Origin of the sequence: Streptomyces sp. NPDC057271 (genome assembly GCF_042668715.1) — a bacterium.
Taxonomy (GTDB): Bacteria; Actinomycetota; Actinomycetes; order Streptomycetales; family Streptomycetaceae; genus Streptomyces.
The window spans coordinates 1-26,970 of record NZ_JBHUYJ010000108.1 but is presented as its reverse complement, the minus strand read 5'-3'; the positions used below and the strand labels follow the sequence as shown (position 1 = coordinate 26,970).

The following is a 26,970-nucleotide window of genomic DNA, read 5'->3' as shown; positions in this document are numbered from 1 at the left end:
CTCCTCGCCGGCAGCGTGCGCCCCGTCGTCCTCCTGCGGCGCCGTGACGACGCACGGCCGCGCCACGGGGCCGCCCCGGCGGAGGCTGTCGCACCAGGCAGCCCGGACCTCGGCTTCATGCTCCCGTACACCCCCGTGCACCACCTGCTCCTCGGTCTCGGCGCACCGGACGGGGAGGGCCCGCGGCTGTTGGTCATGACCAGCGGCAACCTCTCCGGCGAACCCATCGTCACCGACGACGACGAGGCGCTGACCGGACTCGCCGGCCTGGCGGACGCCTGGCTGCTGCACGACCGCCCCATTCACGTGCCCTGCGACGACTCGGTCGTCCGCGTCTGCGACGGCGAGCAGCTGACGCTGCGGCGGTCGCGGGGGTACGCCCCGCTGCCGGTGACGCTGCCCGTCGAGGTCGCCCCCGCGCTCGCCGTGGGAGGGGACCTGAAGAACGCGTTCTGTCTCGGTGAGGGACGCCAGGCATGGCTCTCCGCCCACATCGGCGACATGGACGACCTCGCCACCCAACTCGCCCTCGCCTCCGCCGAGCGGCAGTTGGAATCCATCACGGGGGTACGCCCCGGTCGGCTCGCCGCCGACCTCCACCCCGCCTACCGGTCCACCCGATGGGCGCACGGCCATGCCGCCGGGCGTCCCGTCGTACCGGTGCAGCACCATCACGCGCACGTCGCGGCGGCGATGGCCGAGAACGGCCTCGACGGTACGCAGCCGGTCATCGGAGTGGCCTTCGACGGGACGGGATACGGCCTGGACGGCGCCGTGTGGGGCGGCGAGTTCCTGATGGCGGACTACGCCGGGTTCTCACGGTTCGCGCACCTGGCCTACGTTCCTCTCCCCGGTGGAGACGCTGCCGTACGACGGCCCTACCGGATGGCCCTGGCCCACCTGCGGGCCGCCGGCCTGGCCGCCGATCCCCGGTTGCCGTGCACCCGAGCCTGCCCGCCCGGAGAACTTCCCGTACTCTCCCGCCAGTTGACGCGCGAACTGAACTGCGTGCCCACATCCAGCATGGGGCGGCTCTTCGACGCCGTCTCCTCCCTCGCGGGGATCTGCCACCACGCCGGTTACGAGGCCCAGGCCGCGATCGAGCTGGAGGCCGCCACCCTGCGCGAACCGGCCCTGCCGGAGGACGGACGCTACGCCTTCCGGTCGGGCTCGCGGCGACCCGGTGAACCGCTCGCAGCCGACCCCGCGCCCCTGCTGGCGGCGGTGGTCGAGGACGTGCTCGGCGGCACCCCCGCCGCCGTGGTCGCCGCGCGGTTCCACCACGCCGTGGCGCGCTTGGTACGTACGATCTGCGCCGCCGCCCGCAGCGAGACCGGGGTGGAGACGGTCGCACTGACCGGGGGAGTGTTCGCCAACGTGGTGCTCTCCTCCGCCTGCGCCCGGGGACTGCGGGAGGACGGCTTCACCGTGCTGCGCCATCGGCGCATCCCGCCGAACGACGGCGGTCTGGCCCTCGGCCAGCTCGTCGTGGCCGGCCGCGTCACGGACCCATCGGCGCGCTCGGGCGTCACGGACCGACCCGCGGCCGTCCCCGGCACGCCACGACGAGAGCGACAGTGAGGAGACACCCATGTGCCTGGCGGTACCCGGAAGAGTGCTGGACGTCGAGGAGCGGGACGGCACCCGGATGGCCACGGTCGACTTCGGCGGCGTGGTCAAGGAGGTGTGCCTGGAGTACCTGCCGGACCTGAAGCCCGGTGAGTACGCGATCGTCCACGTGGGGTTCGCCCTGCAGCGTCTGGACGAGGAGTCGGCCAGGAGGACGCTGGAGCTGTTCGAGACGCTCGGCATGCTCCAGGAGGAGTTCGGCGACCCGTGGGAGTCGGCCGCCGGAATGACGGTAGACGACGAGCGGCCGGCGCACGAGGGCGTGGCCGGAGAGGTGCGGCGGTGAAGTACATCGACGAGTTCCAGGACCCCGAGCTGGCCCGGCGGCTGCTCGACGAGATCCGCGCGACGGTGACGCGGCCCTGGGCGCTGATGGAGGTCTGCGGAGGCCAGACCCACACCATCATCCGGCACGGAATCGACCAACTGCTGCCTCCAGAGGTCGAGTTGATTCATGGTCCGGGCTGCCCGGTGTGCGTGACGCCACTCGAGGTGATCGACAAGGCGTTGGAGATCGCGTCCCGGCCCGGGGTGATCTTCTGCTCGTTCGGGGACATGCTGCGGGTACCCGGTACCGACCGCGACCTGTTCCAGGTCCGCGGGCAGGGCGGTGACGTGCGGGTCGTGTACTCGCCGCTCGACGCGCTGCGGATCGCCGAGCAGAACCCGGACCGCGAAGTGGTCTTCTTCGGCATCGGGTTCGAGACGACGGCCCCGCCCAACGCGATGACGGTCCATCAGGCGCGCAAGCTGGGCATCCGCAACTTCAGCCTGCTCGTCTCCCACGTCCGGGTGCCCCCGGCCATCGAGGCGATCATGAACTCCCCCGACTGCCGTGTCCAGGGCTTCCTCGCGGCGGGGCACGTGTGCAGCGTGATGGGCACGGTGGAGTACCCCGAACTGGCCGAACGCCACCAGGTGCCGATCGTCGTGACCGGCTTCGAGCCGCTGGACATCCTCGAAGGCGTACGGCGCACCGTCCGCCAGCTGGAGCGCGGGGAGCGCACCGTCGAGAACGCCTATCCCCGGGCGGTGCCTGCGGAGGGCAACCCGGCCGCGCGGGCGATGCTGGACGACGTCTTCGAGGTCACGGACCGCGCGTGGCGCGGGATCGGCGTCATCCCGGACAGCGGCTGGAAGCTGTCGGAGCGGTACCGGGCGTACGACGCCGAGCACCGGTTCTCCGTCGAGGGGATCACCACGCGCGAGCCGGCCGAGTGCCGGAGCGGCGAGGTCCTGCAGGGGCTGCTCAAACCCCATGAGTGCGAGGCGTTCGGTACGACCTGCACGCCCCGCTCACCGCTGGGCGCCACGATGGTCTCCAGCGAGGGGGCGTGCGCCGCGTACTACCTCTACCGGCGGCTCGACCTCGGCACTCCGGCACACAAGTCCCCGGGAGAGTCGTCCCCGGCACAGAAGTCCGCGGCCCTGGAGGGAAGTTCCGTTGTCTGAGCTGATGCGCGACACCGCTCCGGGCGAGGCGCCCGACATGCTCGCCTGGACATGCCCGGCGCCGCTGCGGGACCAGCCGCGCGTGGTGATGGGCCACGGCGGGGGAGGCGCGCTCTCCGCCGAACTGGTCGAGCAGATCTTCGCGCCGGCCTTCGGCGGACCCGCGCTCTCGGTCACCACCGACGCCGCGACCGTCGAACTCGGCGGCGCCCGGCTGGCGTTCTCCACCGACTCCTTCGTCGTACGCCCGCTGTTCTTCCCCGGGGGCAGCATCGGCGACCTGGCCGTCAACGGGACGGTGAACGACCTCGCCATGAGCGGCGCCCGCGCGGCCTACCTCTCCTGTGGGTTCATCCTGGAGGAGGGCGTGGAGACCGACGTCGTGACCCGCGTCGCCCAGGCGCTCGGCGCGGCGGCGCGGACGGCGGGCGTGGAGGTGGTCACGGGCGACACCAAGGTGGTCGAGGCAGGCCACGGCGACGGCATCTACATCAACACCTCCGGCATCGGCCTCATCCCGGCCGGGATCGATCTCCGGCCGCAGCGCGTCGTACCCGGCGACGTGGTGATCGTCAGCGGCCCCATCGGCGTCCACGGCGTGGCGATCATGAGCGTACGCGAGGGCCTGGAGTTCGGGGTCGAGATCGAGAGCGACTGTGCCGCACTCGGCGGTCTGGTCGAGGCGATGCTCGCGGTCACCCCGGACCTGCACGTGCTGCGTGACCCCACGCGCGGGGGGCTCGCCGCCTCGCTCAACGAGATCGCGGCCGCGTCGGGCACCGGAGTCGTCGTCCAGGAACGGGACGTCCCTGTCCCGGCCCCCGTGGCGAGCGCGTGCGCGGTGCTCGGCCTCGATCCGATGTACGTGGCGAACGAGGGCAAGCTGGTGGCCTTCGTCCCGCGTGAGCACGCCGACGCCGTACTCGCCGCGATGCGGGCGCACCCGCTGGGCACCGGGGCGGCCGTCATCGGCGAGGCCGTGGAGGCGCACCCCGGCATGGTGGTCGCCCGTACCGGCCTCGGTGGTACGCGTGTGGTGGACATGCCGCTCGGGGAGCAGCTGCCGCGGATCTGCTGAAGGGGTCAGCCGCGGGCGCGGCGGTGGCGCGAGGTGTCGAGGGTCCAGGTGTGGGTGCAGTTCGGGCACTGCAGATGGACCCGAGGCCCCTTGTTGGAGATCAGGTAGCGCCAGTGTTCCGAGCAGTTGCGGCGCTCCGTGCAGGGCGTGCAGTCACGGGCGTCGTCGCATCCGGGGCAGGCGACCCAGGCGCGGCGGGCCCGGTCGGCGTGGGGATCAATGGGAAGACGCACGACCCGGCTCCTGTCCCGGCAGCACACCCTCCGCCACGAGCATGGCGTGGATCCGCTGCTGCTCCTCGTCGAGACCGGAGTAGAGCAGGGCGTACGCGGCCTCCTCCTCACGCAGCACGGCCACGGGGTCCCAGTCGGGCCCCAGCGCCGCCACGACCTCGGCCCGGCGGCGGGCTTCCTCGAGGGTGAGGTCGATGGTGAAGGGGACGTGGTCGGGGTCGGTGCCGTGGTTCATGGGGAGTGCTTTCGATGACACTTCCGGAGGAAATCCGAAAATCGAACAGGTTCCGCCACGTGTATCAGAGGGAGCAGGGGGTGCGAAAGGGCGGGCCTGCCCGGTGAGACGGGAGCGGGGTGCGCGTACGGCGCGGGCATCGGGCGACGCCGGCCCCGGAACGGTGCGAATGAAGGGGTGTACGGCGCGGAGGCCGCTGACGGTGGATCTCCGCGCCTTCGCACACTGTGGCGCATCTCATGCGAAACCGGGCAGGCGGGCTGAAGCGATCGGGCCGTGAAGCACTCCCCGTCGAAAAGCTGCCGAACCGGTCGGATCATCGTTGTAGTGTCCGCGCCATGACTACGGAAACCTCCGACGCGGAGTGCCTGGCCCTCACACGCGATCTGCGCCGCCGGGGCGCGATCGTGCTCGCCGTCTTCGCCCTGGTGTGGGCCCTCGCGGGCGGCTCGGGGATCGCGGCGGTGCCGGTGTCGGGCGCGATCGGCGTCGTCGCGGCCTGCGTGACGGTCGGCGCGGTGGTGCTCGCCTTCCGGGGCGCGGCGGGTCCCGTGACGCGTCCGGTGCGGTTGCCGGAGAAGTGGAACAGAGGAGTCGGCCTGGTCAACCTGGCCGAGCTGGTGGCGATCTTCGTCGTGATCGCCGCGTCGAACGCCTCGAATCACCCGGAATTCATCCCGGTCGGGATCTGCCTCGTCGTGGGCCTGCACTTCTTCCCGCTGGCCCGCCTCTTCGGCCAGGGGCAGTACAGGTGGACCGCGATCTTTCTGACGGCGGTCGCACTGGTGGGACTCGCAGTCCTGACGGCCGGGACATCGGCAGGGACGATCCGCACGGTGGTGGGCCTGGGGGCGGCTGTCGTCCTGTGGGCCTCGTCCTTCCATGTGACCCTGCGCGGCTGACGCGCAGGCCCGTTCGGCGTATGCCGCGGCCGTGTTCGCGTCGTACGGGCCGCCGTCAGGGCAGCGTGGGCGGTGGGAGTCTGTCGCGCCGAACGACCGAGGGAAGGTGGCCCCGACCGTGCAGCCCAGCGAGATCGCCGAGATCCTGAACCGTCCCCTCAGCCGGGAGCTCCTGGCCCGCGACCTGACCCGGCTGGCGTACGTGGGCAAGGACGGTGCGCCCCGGGTCGTTCCGATCGGCTTCATGTGGAACGGCACGGAAGTCGTGATGTGCACGGCGAAGAACGCCCCGAAGCTTCCGGCTCTCCGCCGCAACCCTGCGGTCGCCCTGACGATCGACACCGAGGTGCACCCGCCCAAGATCCTGCTGCTCCGCGGTCGGGCCGAGCTGGACGTCGTGGAGGGCATCCCGGACGAGTTCCTCCAGACGAACGGCACCTACGAGATGACGCCCGAGCAGCGGGCCGAGTGGGAGACCGAGGTCCGATCGCTGTACGACGGCATGGTCCGGATCGTCGTGACGCCGACCTGGGCGAAGCTGATCGACTTCGAGACGACGCTGCCCACGGCGGTCGAGGAACTGCTGAAGCGTCGCGAGGACCGCGGGGGCGTGTGATGGCGGTGTCCGCCCGCCCGCACGTTCTGACGGTTGAGCCCGTGGTGGTGGCGGCGCTCTCCGGGTACGACAGAGGCCGCCGGGTTGACCCCGACGGCCTCCGTCCAGCGCCGCATCAGACGGTGCAGCCCCTAGTCGAGCGGCTGCCGACACCAGCTACTCGACGACGCCTTCCCAGGGGTCCCGGCCCGATTCCCTGATCCGCGTCGCCTCGCGGCGCGTCAGGAACAGCGGTGTAGGGACTCCCCACATGGCCGTTGCGGAAAGCGGGTTCTGCGGAAACTCGGCCCGGAAGACACGGGTGAGGAATTCCACCATGCCGCATTCGTACAGCTGCCAGGCGTCTTCGAGTCGTCTGTACACGACGACTGGCCATTCGTCCGGATCGTCCTCCGTGCGCATCCAGCAGAGCAGATCCGCCGTACCGTCCATCGCCCAGGCCAGAATCCGATCCGACTCGGTCTCTACGCCCGGGATTCCCTCCAACTCCTCCCACAGCTCCTGCGCCACGGATGTCTCGTCGGCCATGCGGCCCGAGCCGTCCGGGGACGGCTGGAGTACCGCGAGGAAGTTCTCGATGGACCCGGCTCCGTAGTGCTTCACGAACTCCTTGTAGTCCGTGGGAAACGGAGTTCCCCACACCTGTTCCGTCGTGTCCCAGTCGATCACCGAACCAGCTCCGGCGTGCGGAGGCATCAGCGAAAGCAGTACATCGATCGACACTCTGAACTCCGCCTCTATTTCGTGTTGCCCGTCGGTACGGGGTTGCCGTCTGCGTCCGTCTGTCGGCCCAGGTTGTACTGAGACGAGGGTTTGAACTCGTTCTCGACAACGGCATCTTCGAAGAGCTTGGTCCGCACTCCGTTGTGCCACGTGGTGACGTCGATCCTGTACTCGTACGGGACGGTACGGGGGCCGTCGTACTTAGGCGTCACCTTGTACTCGACGACCACCCCGGTCTTCTGTGCCTCCTTCTTCACTATCGCCTCGTAGTAGCGCATGGGCTTGTCATTCCGGTGAATGCTGCCCTTCGTGTAATAGGCGTTCGCCGGCCGAGCGCATGCTGAGAGGTTTTTCGGCTCGGCGCCGTCCCCGCCCAGCGTGCCTGCGAAGAGGTGACAGGCATTGATGTCGCCCGACCGGTCGAAGCCGTGGGACTCGACGAAATCCTGAGCCCAGAGGTACCCCTTCGTCAGGTGCCGCTTGGCCTCGCTGCCCTGCTGCAGCCTGCTCTTGTCGAGGCAGGCCGTGATACCCGTCGGACGGTTGCCGTTGTCGCTGTCGAGGGTTCCGTAGTCGATCCTCTGCTGACCCCTGGTTCTGCAGTCACGAGGATCGTCCTGCTGGCCACCGGCCCCCGGCCCCGGGTCGGTGCCCGGGGCACCTTGCGTGTCCGGGGTCTGGTCGGGGCTGAACGTGTCCTGGCCGGCGAGCATGGCGAGGAGGTTCGTGCTGCTGACGACCATGTCGACGGCCTGGGCGGCCGTCCAGATGGCCTGGGTCGGGTTCCAGTCCGGCTTGGGGATGTGCTTCGGGACCGGGATCGGGTTCGGGCCCGCGTAGGGGTTCTGCGGGACCTTCGGCCTCGGGGGTGCGGTCGGCTTCGGGCGCGTCAGCGTGGAGGTACCTCCGCCGCGTCCGCCTCCCTTGTAGTTGTTGCCGCCACCGCCACCGCCACCGCCACCGCCACCGCCGCCGCCCTTGCACTTGGCCTGCCAGGGCTTGAGCATGCAGTCGTTGCGCGGGTTCGGCGGCGGGTCCGGCGGGGCCCTCCGGACGCCAGGCCTGCGCGAAGGACTTGGAGCCCAGAGCGCCGCCGGTCGCCGGGCCGGGGTAGGTGCTGGTGCTGCTCTCGGACCAGTTCGAGGTGACCTCGTGAACCGTCACCGGGCGTGCGGTGCACGAGTACGAGAACGTGTTCAGGAGGCTCAGGTTCGCGTTGATGACAAACGCGTTCTTGAGGGTGGTGTCCAGGCCGTTGAACTTCAGGAAGGAGGCTGCCTTGTGGCCGCCGTTGTCGTACGTGCCGACCTTGAGCTCGGTGGCGCTGGAGAAGTTCTGGTTGTACGGCGCCTCGACATGCGTGCTGGAGGCCGCCTGGAGGCCGTCCACCGAGGGGTCGACCTTCACGGGGAAGACCCGCTCCGGGGCCGACAGCCACTTTCGGTCCAGCTTCACGACCAGGACCTGACGGGAGCGCTCCCGCACGAGGTCGTAGGTGACGCCGGAGGAGATGACGCCCTCGTCGGAGTTCGGCGCCTTCTTCGAGTCCTCCATCCAGCCGGCCGGCATCCACCCCTTCTGACGGCCCGCGCCGTCGTGGAAGACGACGCCGCCGTACGCGTCGAGCTTGGCCGTCAGACCCTTCAGGGCCAGCGGGAAGCGCCACTCGGTGGGCGCGTCCTTGTCCTTGAGGATCAGCGTCTCCTTCACGGAGTCACTGCCTGCGATCAGCTCCACGTCCGTCGAGCGGCGGACCTCCGGATACGTGATCACGCTACCGCTGACACGGCCCAGCGAGCGGGCCGCGCCCTCGATCGAGTAGCCGATCGAGGTGTTGTCGTCGACGGCGAGACGCAGGAACGATTCCGCATCGGCGAATTCAGAGAAGTGGATCTTGTCCTCGGTGGACCGGGTCTGCCAGCCGGATGCTTCGGTGCTCCCGGTCCGCGCATCCTCCGGGGCCTTCGCGAGGCGCGTGTCGATGCCCTTCCACGTGCCGTCGGACGCACGGAAGTTGACCTTCTCGTCGAAGAACCGGGTCGTGTAGGTGCCGTCCTTGTTGAGGAAGGTGCGGCCGCGCTCGGTTCGCTTTCCCGTGACCTCGGAACTGGTCTTGGAGTCGAAGCCCTTGGGTGCGTCCCGGTGCGGCGAGGGCACCGTGCGGTACGGAAGGGCGCCGCCCTCCTTGGGCCCCTTGCCCAGCTTCAGGCGGCTGGTGCCGGTGTCCGGCGCGAGTTCGCCGGGTGCCCGCAGGGCGCCGTCGCGCCCTCCGGCCGCGGCCGCGTCAGTGGCGTCGCCGGAAGCGTTGTGCCCCCGGCCTCGGGCCGAACCCCAGCCCTGCTCGGGTCTCTCTCCGGCGGTCAGGCCGGGTCTGGCCCCGGACCAGTGGCCGGCTGCCATGGCAGCCTGCTCCGTGCCCGCGAGCACGGTCATGGTGATCGCCATGGATATGACGAATGGACGGGTGGTACCCACCGTGAATGCCCCCACAAAGTAGATCAGTCGGGGCAGTCCTGTACGGACTCACAGCAGACTCACAAACTTCGTCCGGAATCATCACAGAACCGCTGCTGACCTGCGGGATGTCATATCGCCCATGTGGTGACGTACTTGCCGAATCCTCCACCGAACTGCTCGGCGTTGTGGTCGAGATCACGGTCACCGCCGACTTGTGGGCGGCGAGTTCGGGCCAGCGCCAGCGACCGCGGGATCGGGGCGGCGCCGTGGTCGACGCGCCGTCCCGCCGGGTCAGGTCACGCAGCCGATTTCGGTGCCCGTGCCGGCTCGCCGTCGCCGTACCGCAGATCAGGTCGTTGCCGCCCCCGCCGTCGGTATCACGTCGCGGCACGGGGCGCCGATGATCACGTCGTCCCCGGGGGTGCCTGCCCGTAGGGGTGGTGGGCGGCGCGTCGAAGCGGGTGGGTTCCGTGGCCACGGCGGGACGGGCGCCGAGTCCGAGGGGGGCGGCGGTCGGCGCGGGAGCGCACGGAGTGGCCAGGACGCGGTGTCGGCCGGTGATGTCCCGGTCGGCTCAGGCGCGGGCGGCCGGCCGGGACATCGGGGTCCGGCCGGCTCAGGCGAGGTCGAACCGGTCGAGGTTCATCACCTTGTCCCACGCCGCCACGAAGTCGCGTACGAACTTCTCGCCCGCGTCCTCGGAGGCGTACACCTCCGAGATCGCCCGGAGCTGGGAGTGCGAACCGAAGACGAGGTCGACGGCGGTCGCGGTCCACTTGACGTCGCCCGTGGCGCGATCCCGGCCCTCGTACACGTTCTCCGTCGAGGCCGACGGCTTCCACTCCGTGTCCATGTCGAGCAGGTTGACGAAGAAGTCGTTGGTCAGCGCCTCCGGCCTGTCCGTGAACACACCGTGCGGGGACTGCTTGAAACCGGTGTTCAGGGCCCGCATGCCGCCGGTCAGCACCGTCATCTCCGGAGCCGTCAGCGTCAGCAGGTTGGCGCGGTCCAGCATGAGGGTCTCCGGCGACAACTTCTCGCCCGTCCGCAGGTAGTTGCGGAACCCGTCCGCCTTCGGCTCGAGCACGGCGAACGACTCCACGTCCGTCTGCTCCTGCGAGGCGTCCGTGCGCCCCGGCGCGAACGGAACCGTCACGTCGTGCCCGGCGTTCCTCGCGGCCTGCTCGACGGCCGCGCAGCCACCCAGCACGATCAGGTCGGCGAGGGAGACCTTCTTCCCTCCGGACTGCGAGCCGTTGAACTCCTGCTGGACCTGCTCGAGCGTGCGCACCACCTCGGTCACCTCGGGGAGGTCGTTGACCTCCCAGTCCTTCTGCGGCGCGAGCCGTAGCCGCGCCCCGTTCGCCCCGCCGCGCTTGTCGGTGCCGCGGAAGCTCGCCGCCGCCGCCCAGGCGGCGCCGGCCAGCTGGGAGACGGACAGCCCCGAGTCGAGGATCCGACGCTTGAGGTCGGCGATGTCCGCGTCGCCGACGAGCTCGTGGTCGACCTCGGGCACGGGGTCCTGCCACAGCTGCGACTCGGGAATCCACGGGCCGAGGTAGCGTGAGACGGGCCCCATGTCACGGTGCAGCAGCTTGTACCACGCCTTGGCGAACGCCTCCGCGAGCAGCTCGGGGTTCTCGTGGAAGCGCTTCGAGATCGGCGCGTAGACCGGATCCATCTTCAGCGAGAGGTCCGTCGTCAGCATCATGGGCGCGTGGCTCTTCGACCGGTCGTGGGCGTCGGGCACCGTGCCCTGCGCCGCGGGGTCCGTCGGGGTCCACTGCTGGGCCCCGGCCGGGCTCGTCGTCAGCTCCCACTCGTACGTGAACAGGTTGTCCAGGTACCCGTTGTCCCACCTCGTCGGGTCGGAGGTCCAGGCGCCCTCCAGACCGCTGGTGATCGTGTCGGGGCCCTTGCCGGTGCCCGACGTGTTCCGCCAGCCGAGGCCCTGCTGCTCGACGGGGGCGGCCTCGGGCTCCGGACCGACGTACGAGGGATCCACCGCGCCATGGCACTTGCCGAACGTGTGGCCGCCGACGATGAGCGCGACCGTCTCCTCGTCGTTCATGGCCATGCGCGCGAACGTCTCGCGGATGTCGCGCGCCGCCGCGATCGGGTCGGGATTGCCGTTGGGCCCCTCCGGGTTGACGTAGATCAGGCCCATCTGCACGGCACCGAACGGACCGGTCAGTTCCCGGTCGCCGCTGTAGCGCTGATCGCCGAGCCAGGTGTCCTCGGGACCCCAGAAGATCTCCTCCGGTTCCCAGATGTCCTCGCGACCGAAGCCGAAGCCGAACGTCTTGAACCCCATCGATTCCATGGCGCAGTTGCCGGCGAAGACCAGAAGGTCGGCCCAGGAGATCTTCCGGCCGTACTTCCGCTTCACCGGCCAGAGCAGACGGCGCGCCTTGTCGAGGCTCGCGTTGTCCGGCCAGCTGTTGAGCGGGGCGAAGCGCTGGGCACCGGAGCCGCCACCGCCGCGGCCGTCCTCGATGCGGTACGTGCCCGCCGCGTGCCAGCTCATCCGGATGAAGAGCGGTCCGTAGTGCCCGTAGTCGGCGGGCCACCAGTCCTGCGACGTCGTCATCACCTCGATGACGTCCCGCTTCAGCGCGTCGACGTCGAGGGTCGCGAATTCCTTCGCGTAGTCGAAGTCGCCGTCCATCGGACTGGACTGCGGCGAGTGCGCGTGGAGGACCTGAAGGTCGAGCTGATTCGGCCACCAGTCCCGGTTCGTCCTGGGGCGATCCGGCGTAGGGGTGGGGGAGGGAATTACCGGGTTTTCGCTTTCGCTGCCGGACACGTCCGTCCTTCTTCCTGTCTCGTGATTTCCTGCAGGTGGCGTCCGTATGGTCGCGCACGGGGGACCGCACCGCACGGGAACACGCAGAGCACGCCCGGGTAAGGCACGCCGGAAAAAGCGGCGCCACGGGCGGCGGATCGCGGCTTCGGTGGTTGTGCCGCCCCGGGAGTGGGACGCTGATAGAGAGCTGGGGGCCCGTTCCGAGGAGAACCGGGAGGGCAGAATGGGACGTGATGTCCCGGCGCTGGAGTTCACCCGTGAAGACCGTCGCCGGTTCCGGAGCAAGATGCACTCGTGCCTCGACGTGTTCGCGCGGATGCTGCGCGAGTCGAGGTTCGATTTCGAACGGCCGCAGGTCGGTCTGGAAATCGAACTGAATCTCGTGGACGCAACCGGCGAGCCCGCCATGCGCAGCACGGAGGTTCTGGACGCGATAGCGGATCCCGCCTGGTCGACCGAGCTGGGCCGGTTCAATCTGGAGATCAACGTCGAGCCGAGGCGGCTCACCGCGGGTGGCCCCGACTCCTGGGAGCAGGAAATCCGCAACGCGCTCAACCATGCCGAGGAGAAGGCCGCGGAGATCGGCGCCCATCTCGTCATGATCGGAATTCTGCCGACGCTGGAGCTGAAGGACGCGGGCCCGGATTCGCTCTCCGAGAATCCGCGGTACCACCTGCTGAACGAGCAGATCTTCTCCGCGCGGGGCGAAGACCTCCTGATCTCGGTGGACGGCGTGGAGAGACTGCGGACCTACGCGGAGACGATCACGCCGGAGGCGGCGTGCACCAGCACGCAGTTCCACCTTCAGGTCTCACCGGACGAGTTCGCGGAGTACTGGAACGCCGCACAGGCCATCGCCGGCGTGCAGGTGGCCCTGGCGGCGAACTCGCCTTTCCTGTTCTCCAAGGAGCTCTGGCGCGAGACACGCATCCCGCTCTTCGAGCAGGCCACCGACACCCGGCCCGACGAGATCAAGGTGCAGGGCGTACGGCCCCGGGTCTGGTTCGGCGAGCGGTGGATCACCTCCGTCTTCGACCTGTTCGAGGAGAACACGCGGTACTTCCCCGCCCTGCTGCCGCTCTGCGACGACGAGGACCCGGAGGAGACGCTCGAACGTGGCGGGACCCCGGGACTGGCCGAGCTCACCCTGCACAACGGGACGGTCTACCGCTGGAACCGCCCCGTCTACGCCGTCGTCGACGGCGTGCCGCATCTGCGGGTGGAGAACCGGGTGCTGCCAGCCGGCCCCACGGTGGCCGACGTGCTGTCGAACGGCGCCTTCTACTACGGGCTCGTCCGCGCCCTCGTCGACGAGGACCGGCCCGTCTGGTCGCGGATGTCGTTCGCGGCGGCGGAGGACAACCTCCACGCCGCGGCCCGGCACGGAATCGACGCGCAGCTGTACTGGCCCGGCATGGGCGAGGTCCCGGCGACCGAACTGGTCCTGCGGCGACTGCTGCCGCTGGCCGACCGCGGGCTCGAACGGCTCGGCATGGACGCGGGCTGGCGGGAGCCGCTCCTCGGTATCATCGAGCAGCGCTGCGTCACCGGCCGTAACGGCGCGGTGTGGCAGTCCGAGATGTTCCACCACATCCAGGACATCTCCCATGCGGACCGCCACCAGGCGCTGCGACGGATGACCCAGCAGTACATCGAGTACATGCATCTGAACGCTCCGGCGCACACCTGGCCGGTCGAGTGAGACCACCCCGGAGACCTCCCGGAGGGCCGGCGACGCGACGTGACGCGCTCGGAGTGGCTCCTGGCCGCCGGTGATCGCGGCAACGACGCCACGTGCCTCGACAGACGTCGCCCCGGCTCGCCGTCCGCGGCCCGGTCGCTCGGGGCGACGCCGGTCGACCCGGACGCCGCCCGCCGAGGCTGCGGCGCCGGCGACGCGTTCCGGTACGGGCCGGGCCGGTCAGGGGGAGATCGTGTCCGCTGTGATCGGCACGCCGTTGGCGCGCAGCACCTTCCGGACGTCCAGGATCAGCGGGAACACCTCGTGATTCCGGTCCCCGCCCTGCTCGTCCCAGGCCCGCTGCTCGGCCTCCACCGCCATCCGGTCCTGGGCGAACACCCGTTCCGTGAACCGGCGGATGAACGGCCAGGCGAGGTCCAGCACTCCCGGGACCGACGGCTTCGCGATCATCAGGAGCCCGTACGCGTGGTTGGTGCGCTGCTCGGCGTCCTCCGGCACATAGGCGACCCAGAGGGAGAACGCGGGGAGTTCGGAATGCGTGGGCACCGCCTGGAGCGTCTGGTACGGGTATTCGGTGCGTACGGTCACGACGTCGGGGGAGTCGGCACCGCCGATCCCCTCGGCGGACAGCAGCCCGGCGCCGCGGTCTTTCCTGCCGCCGCCGGGAACGAAGAGATAGCGCGCCTCGACGAACCGCGGCCCGGTGTCGTAACCCAGGAGTTCGGGCCGGATCTTTCCCAGGACCCCCCGGTGGAGAAACTGGTGGTTCATGTCGAGCAGGTTCTCGTGCATGAAGGTGTAGTGACACCGCACGGTGCGCGAGAACGTCATGGTCTTGTGCTTGGGCGAGTGGAACTCCGGCAACTCGGGAAGCGGAGTCGTCGCCGCCTTCTCGGGATCCCCGGGAAAGACGAACACCAGTCCGTACATTTCGCGGACCGGGAAGGCGCGTACGCCGCGCGGCGGCCGGTCGACCCCCTTCGGGAGATAGGGGATCTGCGAGATGCGCCCGTTTCCGCGGTACGCCCACGCGTGGTAGCAGCATCGGAGCGTCTCGCCCTCCACGACTCCCATGCTCAGCGGTACCTGACGATGTGCGCACCGGTCCTCCAGCGCGAAGACCTCACCACTGGCACCGCGGTAGAGGGCGATCCGTTCGCCCGCGAACACGGCCGCGAACGCCTTTCCTCTGGGGACCTTCCGCGACAGGGCGACCGGATACCAGAAATCGGGATGGATTCCGATTCTCCGGAGGTCGGTGAGTGCCCCGGACTGTTCGTCGGTCGTACGCCGTGGTTGCGCCTCGGTCATTCATCACTCCCTCGCCGGGCGGGCCTTCGCTGCGGAACGTCTTCTTCTGCAGGGTGGCAGCGGGGGGACGCTTCGGCCACCGGGTGGCGGGCCGTCACCGCCGGCGCCCCGCCCTCCTCGTCGTCCCGGCCGTGACCCCTTCCAGCTCACGGCGGGTGTCACGGCCGGGAGAGGACGACGGCCGAACCGACCGGCACCAGGGCCGGCGGGGTGACGGCCGCCTCGCCCGGGGCCGCGCCGGTGTCGGCCTGGTCAGCCCCTCGCCGGACGGGGAGCGACGCACAGCCCCCAGATGATGAGGGCGTCGAGCGCGATGAACACAAGCGCCCACCCGGGTGTGTACGGCAGCCACATGAAGTTGGCGATCATACTGAGGCCCGCCAGCCCCACTCCCACGATCCGCGCCCAGGTGGCGCCCGTGAACAGGGCGCACCCGGTGAGTGCGATCACGATGCCCAGGATGAGATGGATCCAGCCCCATGCGGTGAGATCCAGCTCGTAGACGTAGTTGCGGGTCGCGATGAACACGTCGTCCTCGGCGATGGCCGAGATGCCTCCGAGCAGCGTCATGATGCCGCTGAAGAGCATGATCACGGCGGCGAACACCAGCCAGCCGCTGCTGTGCGTGGTCTCTCTCCGGCCGGGTTCGCTCACTTGTGTGGTCATGACAGGTTCCTCCCTGTCGTCTGGCCTGTCCGCCGGGACACCTCTCGGCGCGACGAGTCGGGTACATCCAATCTGACCCCGCGCCACCCCGGGCGCACGTCGACGACGGGTGGAGTGGCGCGCTCCGGATCTTGTGGGCCCGTGTCGGAACCGAACCCGTCGCGTTGGCACTCATGATCCGTGGGTTCCGGGTACGGCGCGCGCCGCGGCCGGGTCCTCCGGAGCCTCACGGCGCACCGCAGCCGTGTGCCGTGTCGAACGAGTCGAGGAATCAACGTGCCCCTGTCGTCCCATCGACGCCTTGCCCTCAGCACCACCCTGCTCGCCGCCCTCGCCGCCGGAGTCGTCCCCGCAACCGGCGCGGTCGCCGCACCGGCCGCTCCCGCCACCGTCACCACCTCCGACGCGGCCGCCGCGGCAGCGGCTGCCCGCCCCACCAGCCCCGCCCCCGACATGGAGGGCGTGGCCGCCGCCCTGAACGCGGCCATGGACAAGGGCGCGCCCGGCGCCATGGCCCGGTTCACCGGACCGCGAGTCGTGCGGACGGAGACCCTCGGTGTCCGCGACCGCGTCTCGGGCGCGCCCATGGACGCCGCCGCGCGCTTCCGGGTCGGCAGCGTCAGCAAGACCTTCTCCTCCGTCGTCCTGCTGCAGCTGGTGGACGAGGGCAAGCTGGAGCTGGACGCGCCGGTCAACCGCCACCTGCCCGGGCTGCTGCCCGACGACAAGATCACCGTGCGCCATCTGCTCACCCACCGCAGCGGGCTGGCGGACTACACCGACAAGATGTTCAACCAGACCGTCCCCGGCTTCGAGGCCGTACGGAACCGTGTCTTCAGCTACCAGGAGCTGGTGAACCTCTCCCTGGCCGAGCCGCGCACCACGCAGCCCGGCGTGGCGTACAAGTACTCGAACACGAACTTCGTGGTCGTCGGCATGCTCATCGAGAAGATCGCCGGCGGTCCGGTCGCCCAGGAGTACGAGCGCCGCATCATCAAGCCGCTGGGCCTGCGGAACACCTCGTACGTGCACCCCGACACCCGGATCGCCGGGCTGCACGCGCGCGGCTACCTGCACCCCGACGAGGCCGGCGCGGCGCTCGTGGACTCCACCGAGCAGACCGTGTCCTGGGCGCAGTCGGCCGGGGCGATCATCTCCAACCCGGCGGACCTGAACACCTTCATGACCGCGCTGATGCGGGGCAGGCTGCTGTCGCCGAGGATGCTCGACGCGATGACGACCGTCACCCCGACGGACGCCACCAACACGCGGTTCTACGGCCTCGGTCTGCGCCGCTACGACCTGTCCTGCGGCACCCAGGTGTTCGGCCACACGGGGACCGTGCAGGGCTTCTACACCTACGCCTTCGCCACGCGGGACGGCCGGCGCAGCCTCGCCGCGATGGCGAACACCTCGAACCGGGGTGTGGCCAACACCGCCCTGGGCGGAACGCTGGAGGCCGCGTTCTGCGGCAAGAAGCCGGCGACGGCGAAGTCCGCGTCCCCGGCGGAGCGCGGCTTCTCGGTGCTCCCGGCCGAGCAGGACCTGCCCGAGCGCGGCTGACCCATGACCCCGCCCCGCCCGCGCGCAGTCGCGGGCGGGGCCGGGCGCGATCCACCTCGGGGGCCATGGCGAGGACCGCGTACCCCCACCCTGCCACCGGCCGTCGGCGCGCAGAAGAGCCGTGCACGAAAGAACCGCGGGCATATTCCGCGGCGGCCACGCCGGCCCCCGTGCTCGGCCACGCCGGCCCCCGTGCTCGGCCACGCAGCCCTCCCCGTGCGGGGCCGGGTCGCCGCCTCCGGCGTGTCACGCGCTCGTCGCGGCCTCACGGCGCTCCACGATTTCGATCTTCGCCGGGGTCTCGGAACCGAGGCGACGGACCTCCGGCCGGCCGCACGCCGCACGCCGCACGCCGACACTCATCAGGTCGACGGTCGCCCCGTCCGGGATCCCGCGCCCCCGCACCTCGCCGTCCGCCTCCAGGCAGAGGACCTGACTCTCCGGGCCTCGCAGGGCCACCACCAGGCACGTCTGTCGGCCCGCCGACTCACACCGTCGGCCGGTCGGGTGTGTGACGAGCGTTACCGAGCATGATCGTCCGTGGTCACACCGACGCAACGGACGACGCGTACCGTCGGGGCCACGCTCGATCGACAGAGAGGCCCAGCCCGTGCTCCCACAGGACTCGTCGGCCGCTGTCGCCCAGGTGCGCACCGTCTGCTCCTACTGCGGCGTGGGCTGCGGTCTGCTCCTCGACATCGCCGCGGGCCCCGACGGCCGTCGCACCGTCCTCAAGGCCTCGGGGGACAAGGCACACCCCGCGAACCGCGGCAGGCTGTGCACCAAGGGCGCGACGACGGCCGAGATGCTCGCCGCGCCGGGCCGGCTGACCACCGCGCTCGTACGCCCGGACCGCGGGGCCGAGCCCCTGCCCGCCCCGGTGGACGAGGCGATCACGAGCACGGCCCTGCGCCTGAGGGCCGTCATCGACGAGCACGGACCGGACGCCGTCGCGCTGTACGTGTCCGGGCAGATGAGCCTGGAGGCGCAGTACCTCGCGAACAAGCTGGCCAAGGGCTACATACGCACCCGGCGGATCGAGTCCAACTCCCGGCTGTGCATGGCGAGCGCGGGCAGCGGCTACAAGCTCTCCCTCGGCGCCGACGGCCCGCCCGGTTCGTACGAGGACTTCGAGTGGGCCGACGTCTTTCTCGTCATCGGCTCGAACATGGCCGACTGCCACCCCATCCTTTTCCTGCGCATGATGGAGCGGGTGAAGGCGGGCGCCCGGCTGATCGTCGTCGACCCGCGGCGCACCGCGACCGCCGACAAGGCCGACCTCTTCCTCCAGATCACCCCGGGCACGGACCTGGCCCTGCTCAACGGGCTGCTCCACCTGTTGCACGAGAACGGGCACACGGACGCCGACTTCATCGCCGAGCGCACCGAGGGCTGGGACGCGATGCCGGGCTTCCTCGCCGACTACCCGCCCGCGAAGGTCGCCGCGATCACCGGGCTGCCGGAGGCCGACATCCGGCGCGCGGCGGAGTGGATCGGCACGGCGGGGGAGTGGACGAGCTGCTGGACCATGGGGCTCAACCAGTCCACGCACGGCACCTGGAACACCAACGCCCTGATCAACCTCCATCTGGCGACCGGCGCGATCTGCCGCCCTGGCAGCGGCCCCTTCTCCCTCACCGGTCAGCCCAACGCCATGGGCGGACGGGAGATGGGGTACATGGGACCGGGCCTTCCGGGACAGCGCTCCCTGCTCGTCGGCGAGGACCGGGCGTTCGTCGAGGAGCTGTGGGGGCTGGAGCCCGGCACCGTGCGCGAGGACGGATCCGGCACGGGCACCGTCGACCTCTTCCGGCGCATGGCCGACGGCGAGATCAAGGCCTGCTGGATCATCTGCACCAACCCCGTCGCCTCCGTCGCCCACCGCGGCACCGTCATCGAGGGCCTGGAGGCGGCCGAACTCGTCATCACACAGGACGTGTTCGCCGACACCGAGACCAACGCCTACGCCGACGTCGTACTGCCCGGCGCCCTGTGGACCGAGACCGAGGGCGTACTGATCAACAGCGAGCGCACCCTCACCCTCGCCCGGCCCGCCGTCGATCCACCGGGGGAGGCGCTCGCGGACTGGCGGATCATCGCGCGGATCGCCTGCGCGATGGGGTACGAGGAGGCGTTCACCTACGGCAGCGCCGAGGACGTCTTCGAGGAGATCAAGCGCGCCGCGAACCCGAAGACCGGGTACGACCTGCGGGGCGTGACGTACGAGCGGCTGCGCGCCACGCCCGTCCAGTGGCCCGCTCCGGCCGCTGACGGCCCGGACCGCAACCCGATCCGCTACCTCGGGGAGGACGGCGGTCCGGTGTTCCCGACGGCGAGCGGACGCGCGGTGTTCTTCGCCCGCCCCCACCTTCCGGCGGCCGAGATGCCCGACGACGACTATCCGTTCGTCCTCAACACCGGGCGGCTCCAGCACCAGTGGCACACCCTCACCAAGACCGGCAGGGTACCCGCGCTCAACCGGCTCGCCCCCGGGCCGTTCGTCGAGATCCACCCGGAGGACGCGGAACGCCTCGGCATCGCGGAAGGCGACTCCGTCGAGGTCGCCTCGCGGCGCGGCCGGGCCGTGCTGCCCGCGGTCGTCACCGACCGGGTGCGCCCGGGCTGCTGCTTCGCGCCGTTCCACTGGAACGACCTGTTCGGCGAGTACGTGAGCATCAACGCGGTGACCAACGACGCCGTCGACCCCCTCTCCCTCCAGCCCGAGTTCAAGATGTGCGCGGTGACCCTGACGAAGGTCGCGGCCCGCGCGGAAGAACTGCCCGCGCTCGTCGAGCCGGTACAGCTCGTCGAGCCGGTACCGGTCGTCGGGCCGTTCCCGGTCGTCGGGCCGTCCGCGATCTCCGGGCCGTTCACGCACGCGCCCTCCGCCGTCCTGCCTGGCGCGGCGGCCGTCTTCGGGCTGGACACCACACCCCCGCCCGCGCTCGCCGAGCACGAACGCCGGTATCTGCTGGGCTTCCTCGCGGGGCTGGCGTCCGGGGCGCCCGGTGTTCCCGTACTGCCGCCGGGCGCGCCGTTCAGCGACGAGCACGCGCGCTGGGTGAACGGCGTGCTCGCGGGCCTGTACTCCCGAGCGCCGCAGTCCGTCGCGGAGGCCGTGGTGGGCAACACGACCACCGGACGTGAGGTCGTCGTGCTCTGGGCCTCCCAGACGGGCAGAGCCGAAGGGCTCGCCGCGTCCGCCGCCGAGCGGCTCTCCGCGGCGGGCCACCGAGCCGCGCTCCTCGGCATGGACGGCACCGATCCCAAGTCCCTGCCGCCCACCGCCGACCTCCTGCTCATCACCAGCACCTTCGGCGACGGCGACGCCCCGGACAACGGCACCGGCTTCTGGGACGCGCTCACGGCCGGGGACCCACCGAGCCTGGAGGGCCGGCGCTATTCCGTGCTCGCCCTCGGCGACTCCGCGTACGACGACTTCTGCGGCCACGGTCGCCGCCTGGACCGGCGCCTTGACGAGCTGGGCGCCGTCCGCCTGGCACCGCGCACCGACTGCGAGCCGGATGACGAGCACTCCGCCGACGCCTGGCTGGAGCAGGTCCTCGACCGGCTCACCGGAGAGCCGGCGTCCGAGGCCGCACCGTCCGCCGCTCCCGCTCCCGCTCCCGCCCCCGCCCCCGCCCCTCCCGGCGCGGCTCTCGGTACGGCCAGGCCCACTCCCGCCACCGCACGGCTGACGGGCAATCGACTGCTCAGCCTGGAGGGGGCGGGCAAGGAGGTCCGCCGGTTCACGTTCGACACCCGGGACAGCGAGACTCCGCTCCGCTACGACGCCGGCGACGCCCTCGGTGTGCACCCCGTCAACTGCCCGGACCTCGTGAACGAATGGCTGGCGGTCACCGGGGCCGATCCGGCCGCCACGGTCGAGGTCGCGGGCATCGGCGTGGTCGGATTCGCCGAGGCCCTGCACCGGCACCTGGACATCACCCGGCTCACCCCCGCCTTCCTCGCGTTCGTCAACGAACGCACCGGCGACCGCGACCTGAAGAAACTGCTGCGCCCCGACAACAAGGGCGAACTCGCCCGCTGGTCCTGGGGCCGGCAGGCCGTCGACGTCATCGCCGAGCACGCGGTCCGCGCCACCGCGCAGGAGTGGGCGAGCGTCCTCAAGCGCCTCCAGCCGCGCCTGTACTCGATATCCTCCAGCCCGCTCACCGACCCGGACGAGGTGGCGGTGACGGTCTCCGTGGTCCGGTACGAGAACATCCACGGCCGCCCCCGCAAGGGAGTCTGCTCGCCGTTTCTCGCCGACGCGCCGCTCGGCGCCGCCGTGCCGGTCTTCGTCCAGCGCTCCCCCCACTTCCGGCCTCCTGCGGACCCCGCCACGCCGATGGTCATGGTCGGTCCGGGGACGGGTGTGGCGCCCTTCGTCGGTTTCCTCGAAGAACGCAGGGCTCGCGGCCACGTGGGCCCGAACTGGCTCTTCTTCGGGGAGCAGCACCGCGCCACGGACTTCCTCTACGAGGACGAGCTGACCGCCTGCCTCGCCGAGGGCACCCTCAGCCGGCTCGACACCGCCTTCTCGCGTGACCAGCGCGCCAAGGTCTACGTCCAGGACCGGATGCGCGAGCACGGCCACCAGCTCTGGAACTGGCTGCAGGACGGCGCGCACGTCTACGTCTGCGGCGACGCCTCGCGGATGGCCAAGGACGTGGACCGTGCACTGCGCGACATCGCCGTCGCCCACGGCGGTCTCGACGAGGAGGGGGCGGCGGTGTACGTCAAGCAGCTCGCGGCCGGCAAGCGGTACGTCCGCGACGTCTACTGACACATGTGCGCCCCTACGCGCCCCTCTGTGCGCGCACCCGCCTTGTGTGCGCGCACCCGCCCCAGGGCGTCAGAGCGCCACGGCGGTCGCCTCGGTGGCCTTGACGCTGGTCCAGACGGCCGTTCCGTCGGCGAGGCCGAGTTCGGCAGCGGCCTGAGGGGTGATCTCGGCGACGAGGTCGGGCGCCTCGTCCGAGGTGATCAGCACGCGGAGCCGGCTGCCGCTCGCCGTGATCTCCCGTACGGTGCCGGGCCAGACGTTACGGGGGCTGCCTCCCGGCCTGTCGCGGTGGACGGAGACCGCCTCGGGCGCGATGACGGCGAGCGCCTCCGTACCGGCCGGGAGCGTCTCGGCGACGACCAGGGTGCCCCCCGCGGCGAGCGCGAGGCCCTCGGCCGTGGCGGTGCCGGGCCAGGCGTTGCGGCCGAGCATCCGGGCGACCCAGGGCGAGCGCGGGTGACGGCTCACCTCGGCGGGAGAGGCGTCCTGGAGCGCGCGGCCCTCGTCGAGCACGAGGACCCGGTCCGCGAGGGAGACGGCCTCGACGGGGTCGTGGGTGACGATCAGACAGACGCCGCCGAAGCTCCGGAGGTGTGAGCGCAGGGTGTGGCGCACATGGGCCCGCGTGGTCTGGTCGAGGGCGGCGAGCGGCTCGTCGAGTACCAGGAGACGCGGGCGCGCGGCGAGCGCCCGGGCGAGCGCCACGCGCTGGGCCTGGCCTCCGGAGAGCTGAGCGGGGCGCCGATGGCCGAGGTGCCCCACGCCGAGGCGGTCGAGCCATCGCTGTGCGGTGCGCCGGGCCTCCGCCCGGGACACCCCCTGGGCGCGCAGTCCGTACGCCGTGTTGGCGAGCGCCGACAGATGGGGGAAGAGGGCGCCGTCCTGAGGCACCCAGGCGACGCGCCGACGGTGCGGCGGAAGGCGGGTCACGTCGACGTCGCCGAGGCGGAGATCCGCGTGGGCGCGCGGTGTGAGGCCGAGGAGGGCCCGCAGGAGCGTCGTCTTCCCCGCGCCGTTGGGGCCCACGACGGCGATGGTCGTGCCGGGCCCGGCGTCCAGGGTCAGACGGGTGAAGCCGGTGACCTCGGCGTGCAGGGCCCACTCCTCCCGAGGAGCAGACGCCCGCGATTCGGCCGGGCCGAGGGAGCCGTCCCGGGGAGCCGGGTCCGCGTGCGCCCCGTCCGGCGGAACCCCGTCGACCGGAGGCGGCCGCTGCTCGGCGCGCCCCGAAGGGCCGGTCCACCGTCCGCGCAGCGCGATCAGGACGGCCATGGCGATGACGAGCAGCAGGAGCGAGACGGAGGTCGCCGCCTCCGGCTCGTCCTGGAGCAGCAGATACACCTGGAGAGGCAGGGTCTGCGTGGCGCCGGGCAGGTTCCCGGCGAAGGTGATGGTGGCACCGAACTCGCCGAGCGCCCGGGCCCACGTCAGGGCCGCGCCGGCGATCAGCCCGGGCGCGACCATCGGCAGGGTGACGGTGAAGAAGACCCGTACCGGCGATGCGCCCAGCGAGGCCGCCGTCTCCTCGTACCGGGGACGCAGCCCGCCCAGCGCACCCTCCAGGCTGATCACCAGGAACGGCATGGCGACGAAGGTCGCCGCGAGGACCGCGCCCGAGGTGTGGAAGGGGAGCGTGATGCCGAAGGTGGACTCCAGCCACGGACCGAGCAGCCCGCGGCGGCCGAACGCGAGGAGCAGCGCCACGCCGCCGACGGTGGGTGGGAGCACCATCGGCAGCAGGACGAGCGAACGGACGATCGCCTTGCCCGGGAAGGACACGCGGGCCAGCAGCCAGGCCAGCGGCACGCCCAGGACCAGGGACAGGCCGAGCGACCAGAACGACACCACCAGGGAGAGCCGAAGCGCCTGCGTCGTGCCCGGGGAACCGAGGTGGTCCACCAGCTCGCCCCACTGCGTCCGTACGAGGACGCCGATCAGCGGCAGTACGAGGAAGGCAACGGCCAGCAGCGCGGGAATCGCCAGCGCGAGGGGCGCGCGGGCGCCCTGCGCGCGGCGGCCGGTTCTCTTCATCGACGGTCCTTGTGGGTCGGAGGGGAAGGGGCTGTCCGTCTCCCCGGAACGGGCAGCCCTGTCGGCACCCCGCTCCGGCTACGGCTTCTGGAAGCCGGCGTTCTGGAGGATCTTCTGTGCCTCCGGGGAGGACAGCCAGGCGACGAACGACGCGGCGGCCTCCGCGTTCTCGGACTCCTTGAGCACGGCGGCCGGGTACTGGGCGATCGCGTTCTGTGCGTTCGGGATCTCGACGGCGTCGACCTTGTCCTCGGCGCTCTCGGCGTCGGTCCTGTAGACGAGACCGGCGTCGGCCTCGCCGAGTTCGACCTTGCTGAGCACGGCGCGGACGTTCGGCTCCTGGGAGACCGGTTCCACCGTGATCCTCTGGGCGTCGAGGACCTGCTTGCTGTACTCGCCGGCCGGCACCTCGGGTGCGGCGAGCACGACCTTGAGCTTGGCGTCCGCGAGGTCCTTCAGCTCGTCGACCTTGTGCGGGTTCCCCTCGCCGGTGACGATGACCAGACGGTTCTCGGCGATCACGGCCGGAGCGCCGGTGTCCGCCTTCACCTTGGCCATGCTCCTGGTGTCGGCCGTGACCAGGGCGTCGGCCGGCGAGCCCTGCGCGACCTGGGCCACCAGTTCCTGCGAGCCCGCGAACGAGAACGTGATCTTCGTGCCCGGATGCGCCTTCTCGTACGCGGCGCCGGCCGTCCTGAACACGTCGGTCAGGGATGCGGCGGCCAGGACCGTGAGGTCGGCCCTCGGCACGCCCGACGTGGACGAGGACCCCGAGGCCGGGCCGTCCGTGGATCTCTCGGAGCCGTCGTTGCCACAGGCGGCGGTGAGGGGAACGAGCAGGGCGGCCGTCACGACGGCGGCGGCGACGCGGCGGCCGGTGAACGTGCGGGACAGGGACATGCGGTGGGACTCCTTGAGAAGCTCGTACGGATGGTGTGACGAGCCGCGCCGGTGACGGACGCCGCCGCTCGGAACGTGCGTGAGGGGTCAGGTGCGGTCGATGTGCACGCTGGTCGACTTCACGCGGGCGGTGGCCTGCACGCCGACTTCCAGTCCGAGTTCGTCCACGGCCTCCCGGGTGAGGAGGGAGACGAGCCGGTGGGGGCCCGCCTGGATCTCCACCTGCGCCGCGACGTCGCCGAGCTTGATCGCGGTCACGATGCCGGGGAAGGCGTTGCGCGCCGAGGTGTAGGACGCCGCGGCGTCGTCGTCACCGCTCTGGGCGATCTCCACGGAGAAGGCGGCCAGATCCCGGCCGTCGATGAGCCGACGGCCGCTCTCGTCGCGATGGGTCGCGACGCGGCCGGCGTCCGCCCAGCGACGGGCGGTGTCCGGGCTGACGCCGAGCAGACGTGCCGCCTGCCCGATGGTGTAGGACTGCATAAGCGACACGGTAGAGCGATTCAGCTGGCATCTGCAACAAACCCGTAGGACTGTCCATGGCGGATGCGAGGTCGTATGGAGGAAGGGACGAACCTCGGCACGCTCCCACGGTTCCGTAGGACTCCGGCGCACTGTCGAGGGCTCGGCGGGCACCCATCCGGATCCCCGTGACGGTGCCGACGCAGCGCGCCCCGCACCTGGTCGGAGGGGACGACCGGCCGTGTGCCGGCCAGGGTCCATCCGACGGAACGCGACCTGTCCCGCCTGGATCGCCGACCGGGCCCGCGGGCCGCGCTGCTCCGCCGCCGACGGCCGCCGGGAGTGGCGCAGGTCGACAGGGACGTCCGTCGACCTCACCCGCGGTCCACGCGCAGCCGACCTCCGTCGGCGCACCGGCGGACGGTCTGCGAACTCACTCCGGGCAGGTCCGCTGCCTCTCCGATGCCTCCCTGGCCGCCGTCGGTCTGACCGCGACTCTCCCTTGTCCGCCCGATGATCACGGGTTAATGTGCCCCGGCCCCGGCGCTCGTCGGGCGATCACTGCGGGTGGGGGACATGGCGGAGGACATCGACGCGCTGCCGAGGGGCGCGGGCGTGTGGGGGCAGGTCGTCGCGGGTCTGTTGCTGGTGCCGGCGCTGGGGCTCGGCGCGTGGGCCCTGGGGGAGACGGCCGACACGGGTGGCGGCCCGCCGCGGGCCGCGGCGTGCTCGGACGGGGAACCCGAGACGCGGGGGAGGACCGCCGAGGCGCGCGGGCGGCTCTCCGGCGACCAGCTGTGCGAGGCGCTGAACCGCCCCGATCTCGCCCGGCTCCTGGGCACCCCGGGGGAGCTGGCGACGTCCGCCCACGGCAGCGACGGCTCCCTCAAGCTCGCGGGCGCCGCCAGGGACATCGCCACGCCCACGTCCGAGGTCGAGTTCGCGACCTACACCGTGACGCTGGCGGCCACCTACGACGGACGCCCGGTGGCCGGATACACCCCGTTCGGCGGGCACGGCGCCGAGGAGCGAACGGTGCTGGGCCGCCCGGCGGTCCTCTACTCCGACCAGACCGTCAGCATCCGCTTCCGCCTCGACGGGAGCGACGCCGAGACCGGCCCCGGCGTCCCGGCCCGCACGATCGTCGTGGCCCGGGACACCAGGGACAGCGGCGGCTCCTACGAGGTGACCCTCTGGCGCCAGGACGGCGCGGTGCCGGACGACGCAGTGCTGCTCCGGGTCGCTGAAACGGTCCTGCCGACGCTCCCGGGGTGGACCCCCGCGAGCGCCGTACGGCAGTGACCGGACTCCGCTGGGTCCTGTCGTCGAAGTCCCGGCTGCCCGGCGGCGTCTGGCACGCACGCTCGCCGCGTTGTCGGTCGTCGGCGCAGCCCGCTGCGCTCTCCTCCCTCCGC

The 26,970-nt window shown here is 71.2% G+C and carries 22 protein-coding genes; 10 read left to right on the top strand and 12 right to left on the bottom strand.

What is annotated here, in order from left to right; translation table 11 throughout:
- From ACFUJR_RS32805 to hypE, 4 genes are all read left to right on the top strand, one after another.
- A partial coding sequence (locus tag ACFUJR_RS32805) for a Sua5/YciO/YrdC/YwlC family protein (protein ID WP_383451016.1) occupies window positions 1–1,581 on the top strand: 1,581 nt, incomplete at its 5' end.
- Window positions 1,582–1,591: 10 nt separating this feature from the next.
- Window positions 1,592–1,915 carry a HypC/HybG/HupF family hydrogenase formation chaperone gene (locus ACFUJR_RS32800; RefSeq protein ID WP_383164901.1) on the top strand — a complete coding sequence of 108 codons (324 nt, stop codon included), beginning with the start codon at window positions 1,592–1,594 and terminating at the stop codon, window positions 1,913–1,915.
- The gene (hypD, locus tag ACFUJR_RS32795; protein ID WP_383164905.1) at window positions 1,912–3,081 is read left to right on the top strand and encodes a hydrogenase formation protein HypD; all 1,170 of its coding nucleotides are present in this window, start codon (window positions 1,912–1,914) and stop codon (window positions 3,079–3,081) included. Before ACFUJR_RS32800 ends, hypD begins: the two co-directional genes overlap by 4 nt.
- A 4-nt stretch (window positions 3,082–3,085) precedes the next feature.
- On the top strand, window positions 3,086–4,159 hold the full coding sequence (gene hypE, locus ACFUJR_RS32790; RefSeq protein WP_383164969.1) for a hydrogenase expression/formation protein HypE: 1,074 nt from the start codon (window positions 3,086–3,088) through the stop codon (window positions 4,157–4,159).
- 5 nt (window positions 4,160–4,164) lie between these two features.
- Here hypE and ACFUJR_RS32785 read toward each other — a convergent pair whose 3' ends face one another.
- Both ACFUJR_RS32785 and ACFUJR_RS32780 read right to left on the bottom strand, forming a co-directional pair.
- Window positions 4,165–4,392, bottom strand: coding sequence for a hypothetical protein (locus tag ACFUJR_RS32785; protein WP_383164908.1), 228 nt, complete (start codon window positions 4,390–4,392; stop codon window positions 4,165–4,167).
- On the bottom strand, window positions 4,376–4,627 hold the full coding sequence (locus tag ACFUJR_RS32780; protein ID WP_383164911.1) for a DUF6400 family protein: 252 nt from the start codon (window positions 4,625–4,627) through the stop codon (window positions 4,376–4,378). The genes ACFUJR_RS32785 and ACFUJR_RS32780 overlap by 17 nt, the downstream gene beginning before the upstream one ends.
- Window positions 4,628–4,965: 338 nt before the next feature.
- Here ACFUJR_RS32780 and ACFUJR_RS32775 point away from each other — a divergent pair, with 338 nt between their 5' ends.
- Together ACFUJR_RS32775 and ACFUJR_RS32770 are read left to right on the top strand one after the other, a co-directional pair.
- Entirely contained in the window at window positions 4,966–5,529 is a 564-nt protein-coding gene (locus tag ACFUJR_RS32775) for a DUF7010 family protein (RefSeq protein WP_383164914.1), read from the top strand.
- 118 nt (window positions 5,530–5,647) lie between these two features.
- Window positions 5,648–6,145, top strand: coding sequence for a pyridoxamine 5'-phosphate oxidase family protein (locus ACFUJR_RS32770; protein WP_383164917.1), 498 nt, complete (start codon window positions 5,648–5,650; stop codon window positions 6,143–6,145).
- A 156-nt stretch (window positions 6,146–6,301) separates the two neighbouring features.
- Here ACFUJR_RS32770 and ACFUJR_RS32765 read toward each other — a convergent pair whose 3' ends face one another.
- The 4 genes from ACFUJR_RS32765 to katG all read right to left on the bottom strand — a co-directional run bounded on the left by ACFUJR_RS32765 (window position 6,302) and on the right by katG (window position 12,131).
- The gene (locus tag ACFUJR_RS32765; RefSeq protein ID WP_383164920.1) at window positions 6,302–6,868 is read right to left on the bottom strand and encodes an SMI1/KNR4 family protein; all 567 of its coding nucleotides are present in this window, start codon (window positions 6,866–6,868) and stop codon (window positions 6,302–6,304) included.
- Between the two features lie 14 nt (window positions 6,869–6,882).
- Window positions 6,883–7,581, bottom strand: a complete 699-nt coding sequence (locus ACFUJR_RS32760; RefSeq protein WP_383164923.1) for a DNA/RNA non-specific endonuclease — start codon at window positions 7,579–7,581, stop codon at window positions 6,883–6,885.
- Window positions 7,472–9,313 (bottom strand): DNRLRE domain-containing protein, encoded by a 1,842-nt coding sequence (locus tag ACFUJR_RS32755; RefSeq protein ID WP_383164926.1) that lies wholly within the window; start codon window positions 9,311–9,313, stop codon window positions 7,472–7,474. The genes ACFUJR_RS32760 and ACFUJR_RS32755 overlap by 110 nt, the downstream gene beginning before the upstream one ends.
- A gap of 628 nt (window positions 9,314–9,941) precedes the next feature.
- Entirely contained in the window at window positions 9,942–12,131 is a 2,190-nt protein-coding gene (katG, locus tag ACFUJR_RS32750) for a catalase/peroxidase HPI (RefSeq protein WP_383164929.1), read from the bottom strand.
- Window positions 12,132–12,354: 223 nt separating this feature from the next.
- Between katG and ACFUJR_RS32745 the strand changes: the two genes are divergently transcribed.
- On the top strand, window positions 12,355–13,833 hold the full coding sequence (locus ACFUJR_RS32745) for a glutamate--cysteine ligase (protein WP_383164932.1): 1,479 nt from the start codon (window positions 12,355–12,357) through the stop codon (window positions 13,831–13,833).
- A 219-nt stretch (window positions 13,834–14,052) separates the two neighbouring features.
- Here ACFUJR_RS32745 and ACFUJR_RS32740 read toward each other — a convergent pair whose 3' ends face one another.
- Both ACFUJR_RS32740 and ACFUJR_RS32735 read right to left on the bottom strand, forming a co-directional pair.
- On the bottom strand, window positions 14,053–15,144 hold the full coding sequence (locus ACFUJR_RS32740; RefSeq protein WP_383164935.1) for a Rieske 2Fe-2S domain-containing protein: 1,092 nt from the start codon (window positions 15,142–15,144) through the stop codon (window positions 14,053–14,055).
- 252 nt (window positions 15,145–15,396) lie between these two features.
- On the bottom strand, window positions 15,397–15,810 hold the full coding sequence (locus tag ACFUJR_RS32735) for a hypothetical protein (protein ID WP_383164938.1): 414 nt from the start codon (window positions 15,808–15,810) through the stop codon (window positions 15,397–15,399).
- Window positions 15,811–16,086: 276 nt separating this feature from the next.
- Between ACFUJR_RS32735 and ACFUJR_RS32730 the strand changes: the two genes are divergently transcribed.
- Complete coding sequence (locus ACFUJR_RS32730) at window positions 16,087–17,373, top strand: serine hydrolase domain-containing protein (RefSeq protein WP_383164941.1); 1,287 nt, start codon at window positions 16,087–16,089, stop codon at window positions 17,371–17,373.
- A 246-nt stretch (window positions 17,374–17,619) separates the two neighbouring features.
- On the opposite strand, the gene ACFUJR_RS32725 is transcribed toward ACFUJR_RS32730, so the two are convergent.
- A complete protein-coding gene (locus tag ACFUJR_RS32725; RefSeq protein ID WP_383164944.1) occupies window positions 17,620–17,835 on the bottom strand; it encodes a hypothetical protein in 216 nt (71 codons plus the stop codon).
- 223 nt (window positions 17,836–18,058) lie between these two features.
- Here ACFUJR_RS32725 and ACFUJR_RS32720 point away from each other — a divergent pair, with 223 nt between their 5' ends.
- Window positions 18,059–22,162, top strand: coding sequence for a molybdopterin-dependent oxidoreductase (locus ACFUJR_RS32720; protein ID WP_383164972.1), 4,104 nt, complete (start codon window positions 18,059–18,061; stop codon window positions 22,160–22,162).
- Between the two features lie 69 nt (window positions 22,163–22,231).
- On the opposite strand, the gene ACFUJR_RS32715 is transcribed toward ACFUJR_RS32720, so the two are convergent.
- The 3 genes from ACFUJR_RS32715 to ACFUJR_RS32705 all read right to left on the bottom strand — a co-directional run bounded on the left by ACFUJR_RS32715 (window position 22,232) and on the right by ACFUJR_RS32705 (window position 25,576).
- Window positions 22,232–24,193: an ABC transporter permease gene (locus ACFUJR_RS32715; RefSeq protein WP_383164946.1), complete on the bottom strand. Its 1,962-nt coding sequence runs from the start codon at window positions 24,191–24,193 to the stop codon at window positions 22,232–22,234.
- Window positions 24,194–24,271: 78 nt separating this feature from the next.
- Window positions 24,272–25,093 (bottom strand): molybdate ABC transporter substrate-binding protein, encoded by an 822-nt coding sequence (gene modA / locus ACFUJR_RS32710; RefSeq protein ID WP_383164949.1) that lies wholly within the window; start codon window positions 25,091–25,093, stop codon window positions 24,272–24,274.
- A gap of 87 nt (window positions 25,094–25,180) precedes the next feature.
- Window positions 25,181–25,576 carry a molybdopterin-binding protein gene (locus tag ACFUJR_RS32705; protein ID WP_383164951.1) on the bottom strand — a complete coding sequence of 132 codons (396 nt, stop codon included), beginning with the start codon at window positions 25,574–25,576 and terminating at the stop codon, window positions 25,181–25,183.
- Between the two features lie 555 nt (window positions 25,577–26,131).
- Here ACFUJR_RS32705 and ACFUJR_RS32700 point away from each other — a divergent pair.
- Window positions 26,132–26,857, top strand: a complete 726-nt coding sequence (locus tag ACFUJR_RS32700; protein WP_383164954.1) for a DUF6215 domain-containing protein — start codon at window positions 26,132–26,134, stop codon at window positions 26,855–26,857.
- The last annotated feature ends 113 nt before the right edge of the window (window positions 26,858–26,970 follow it).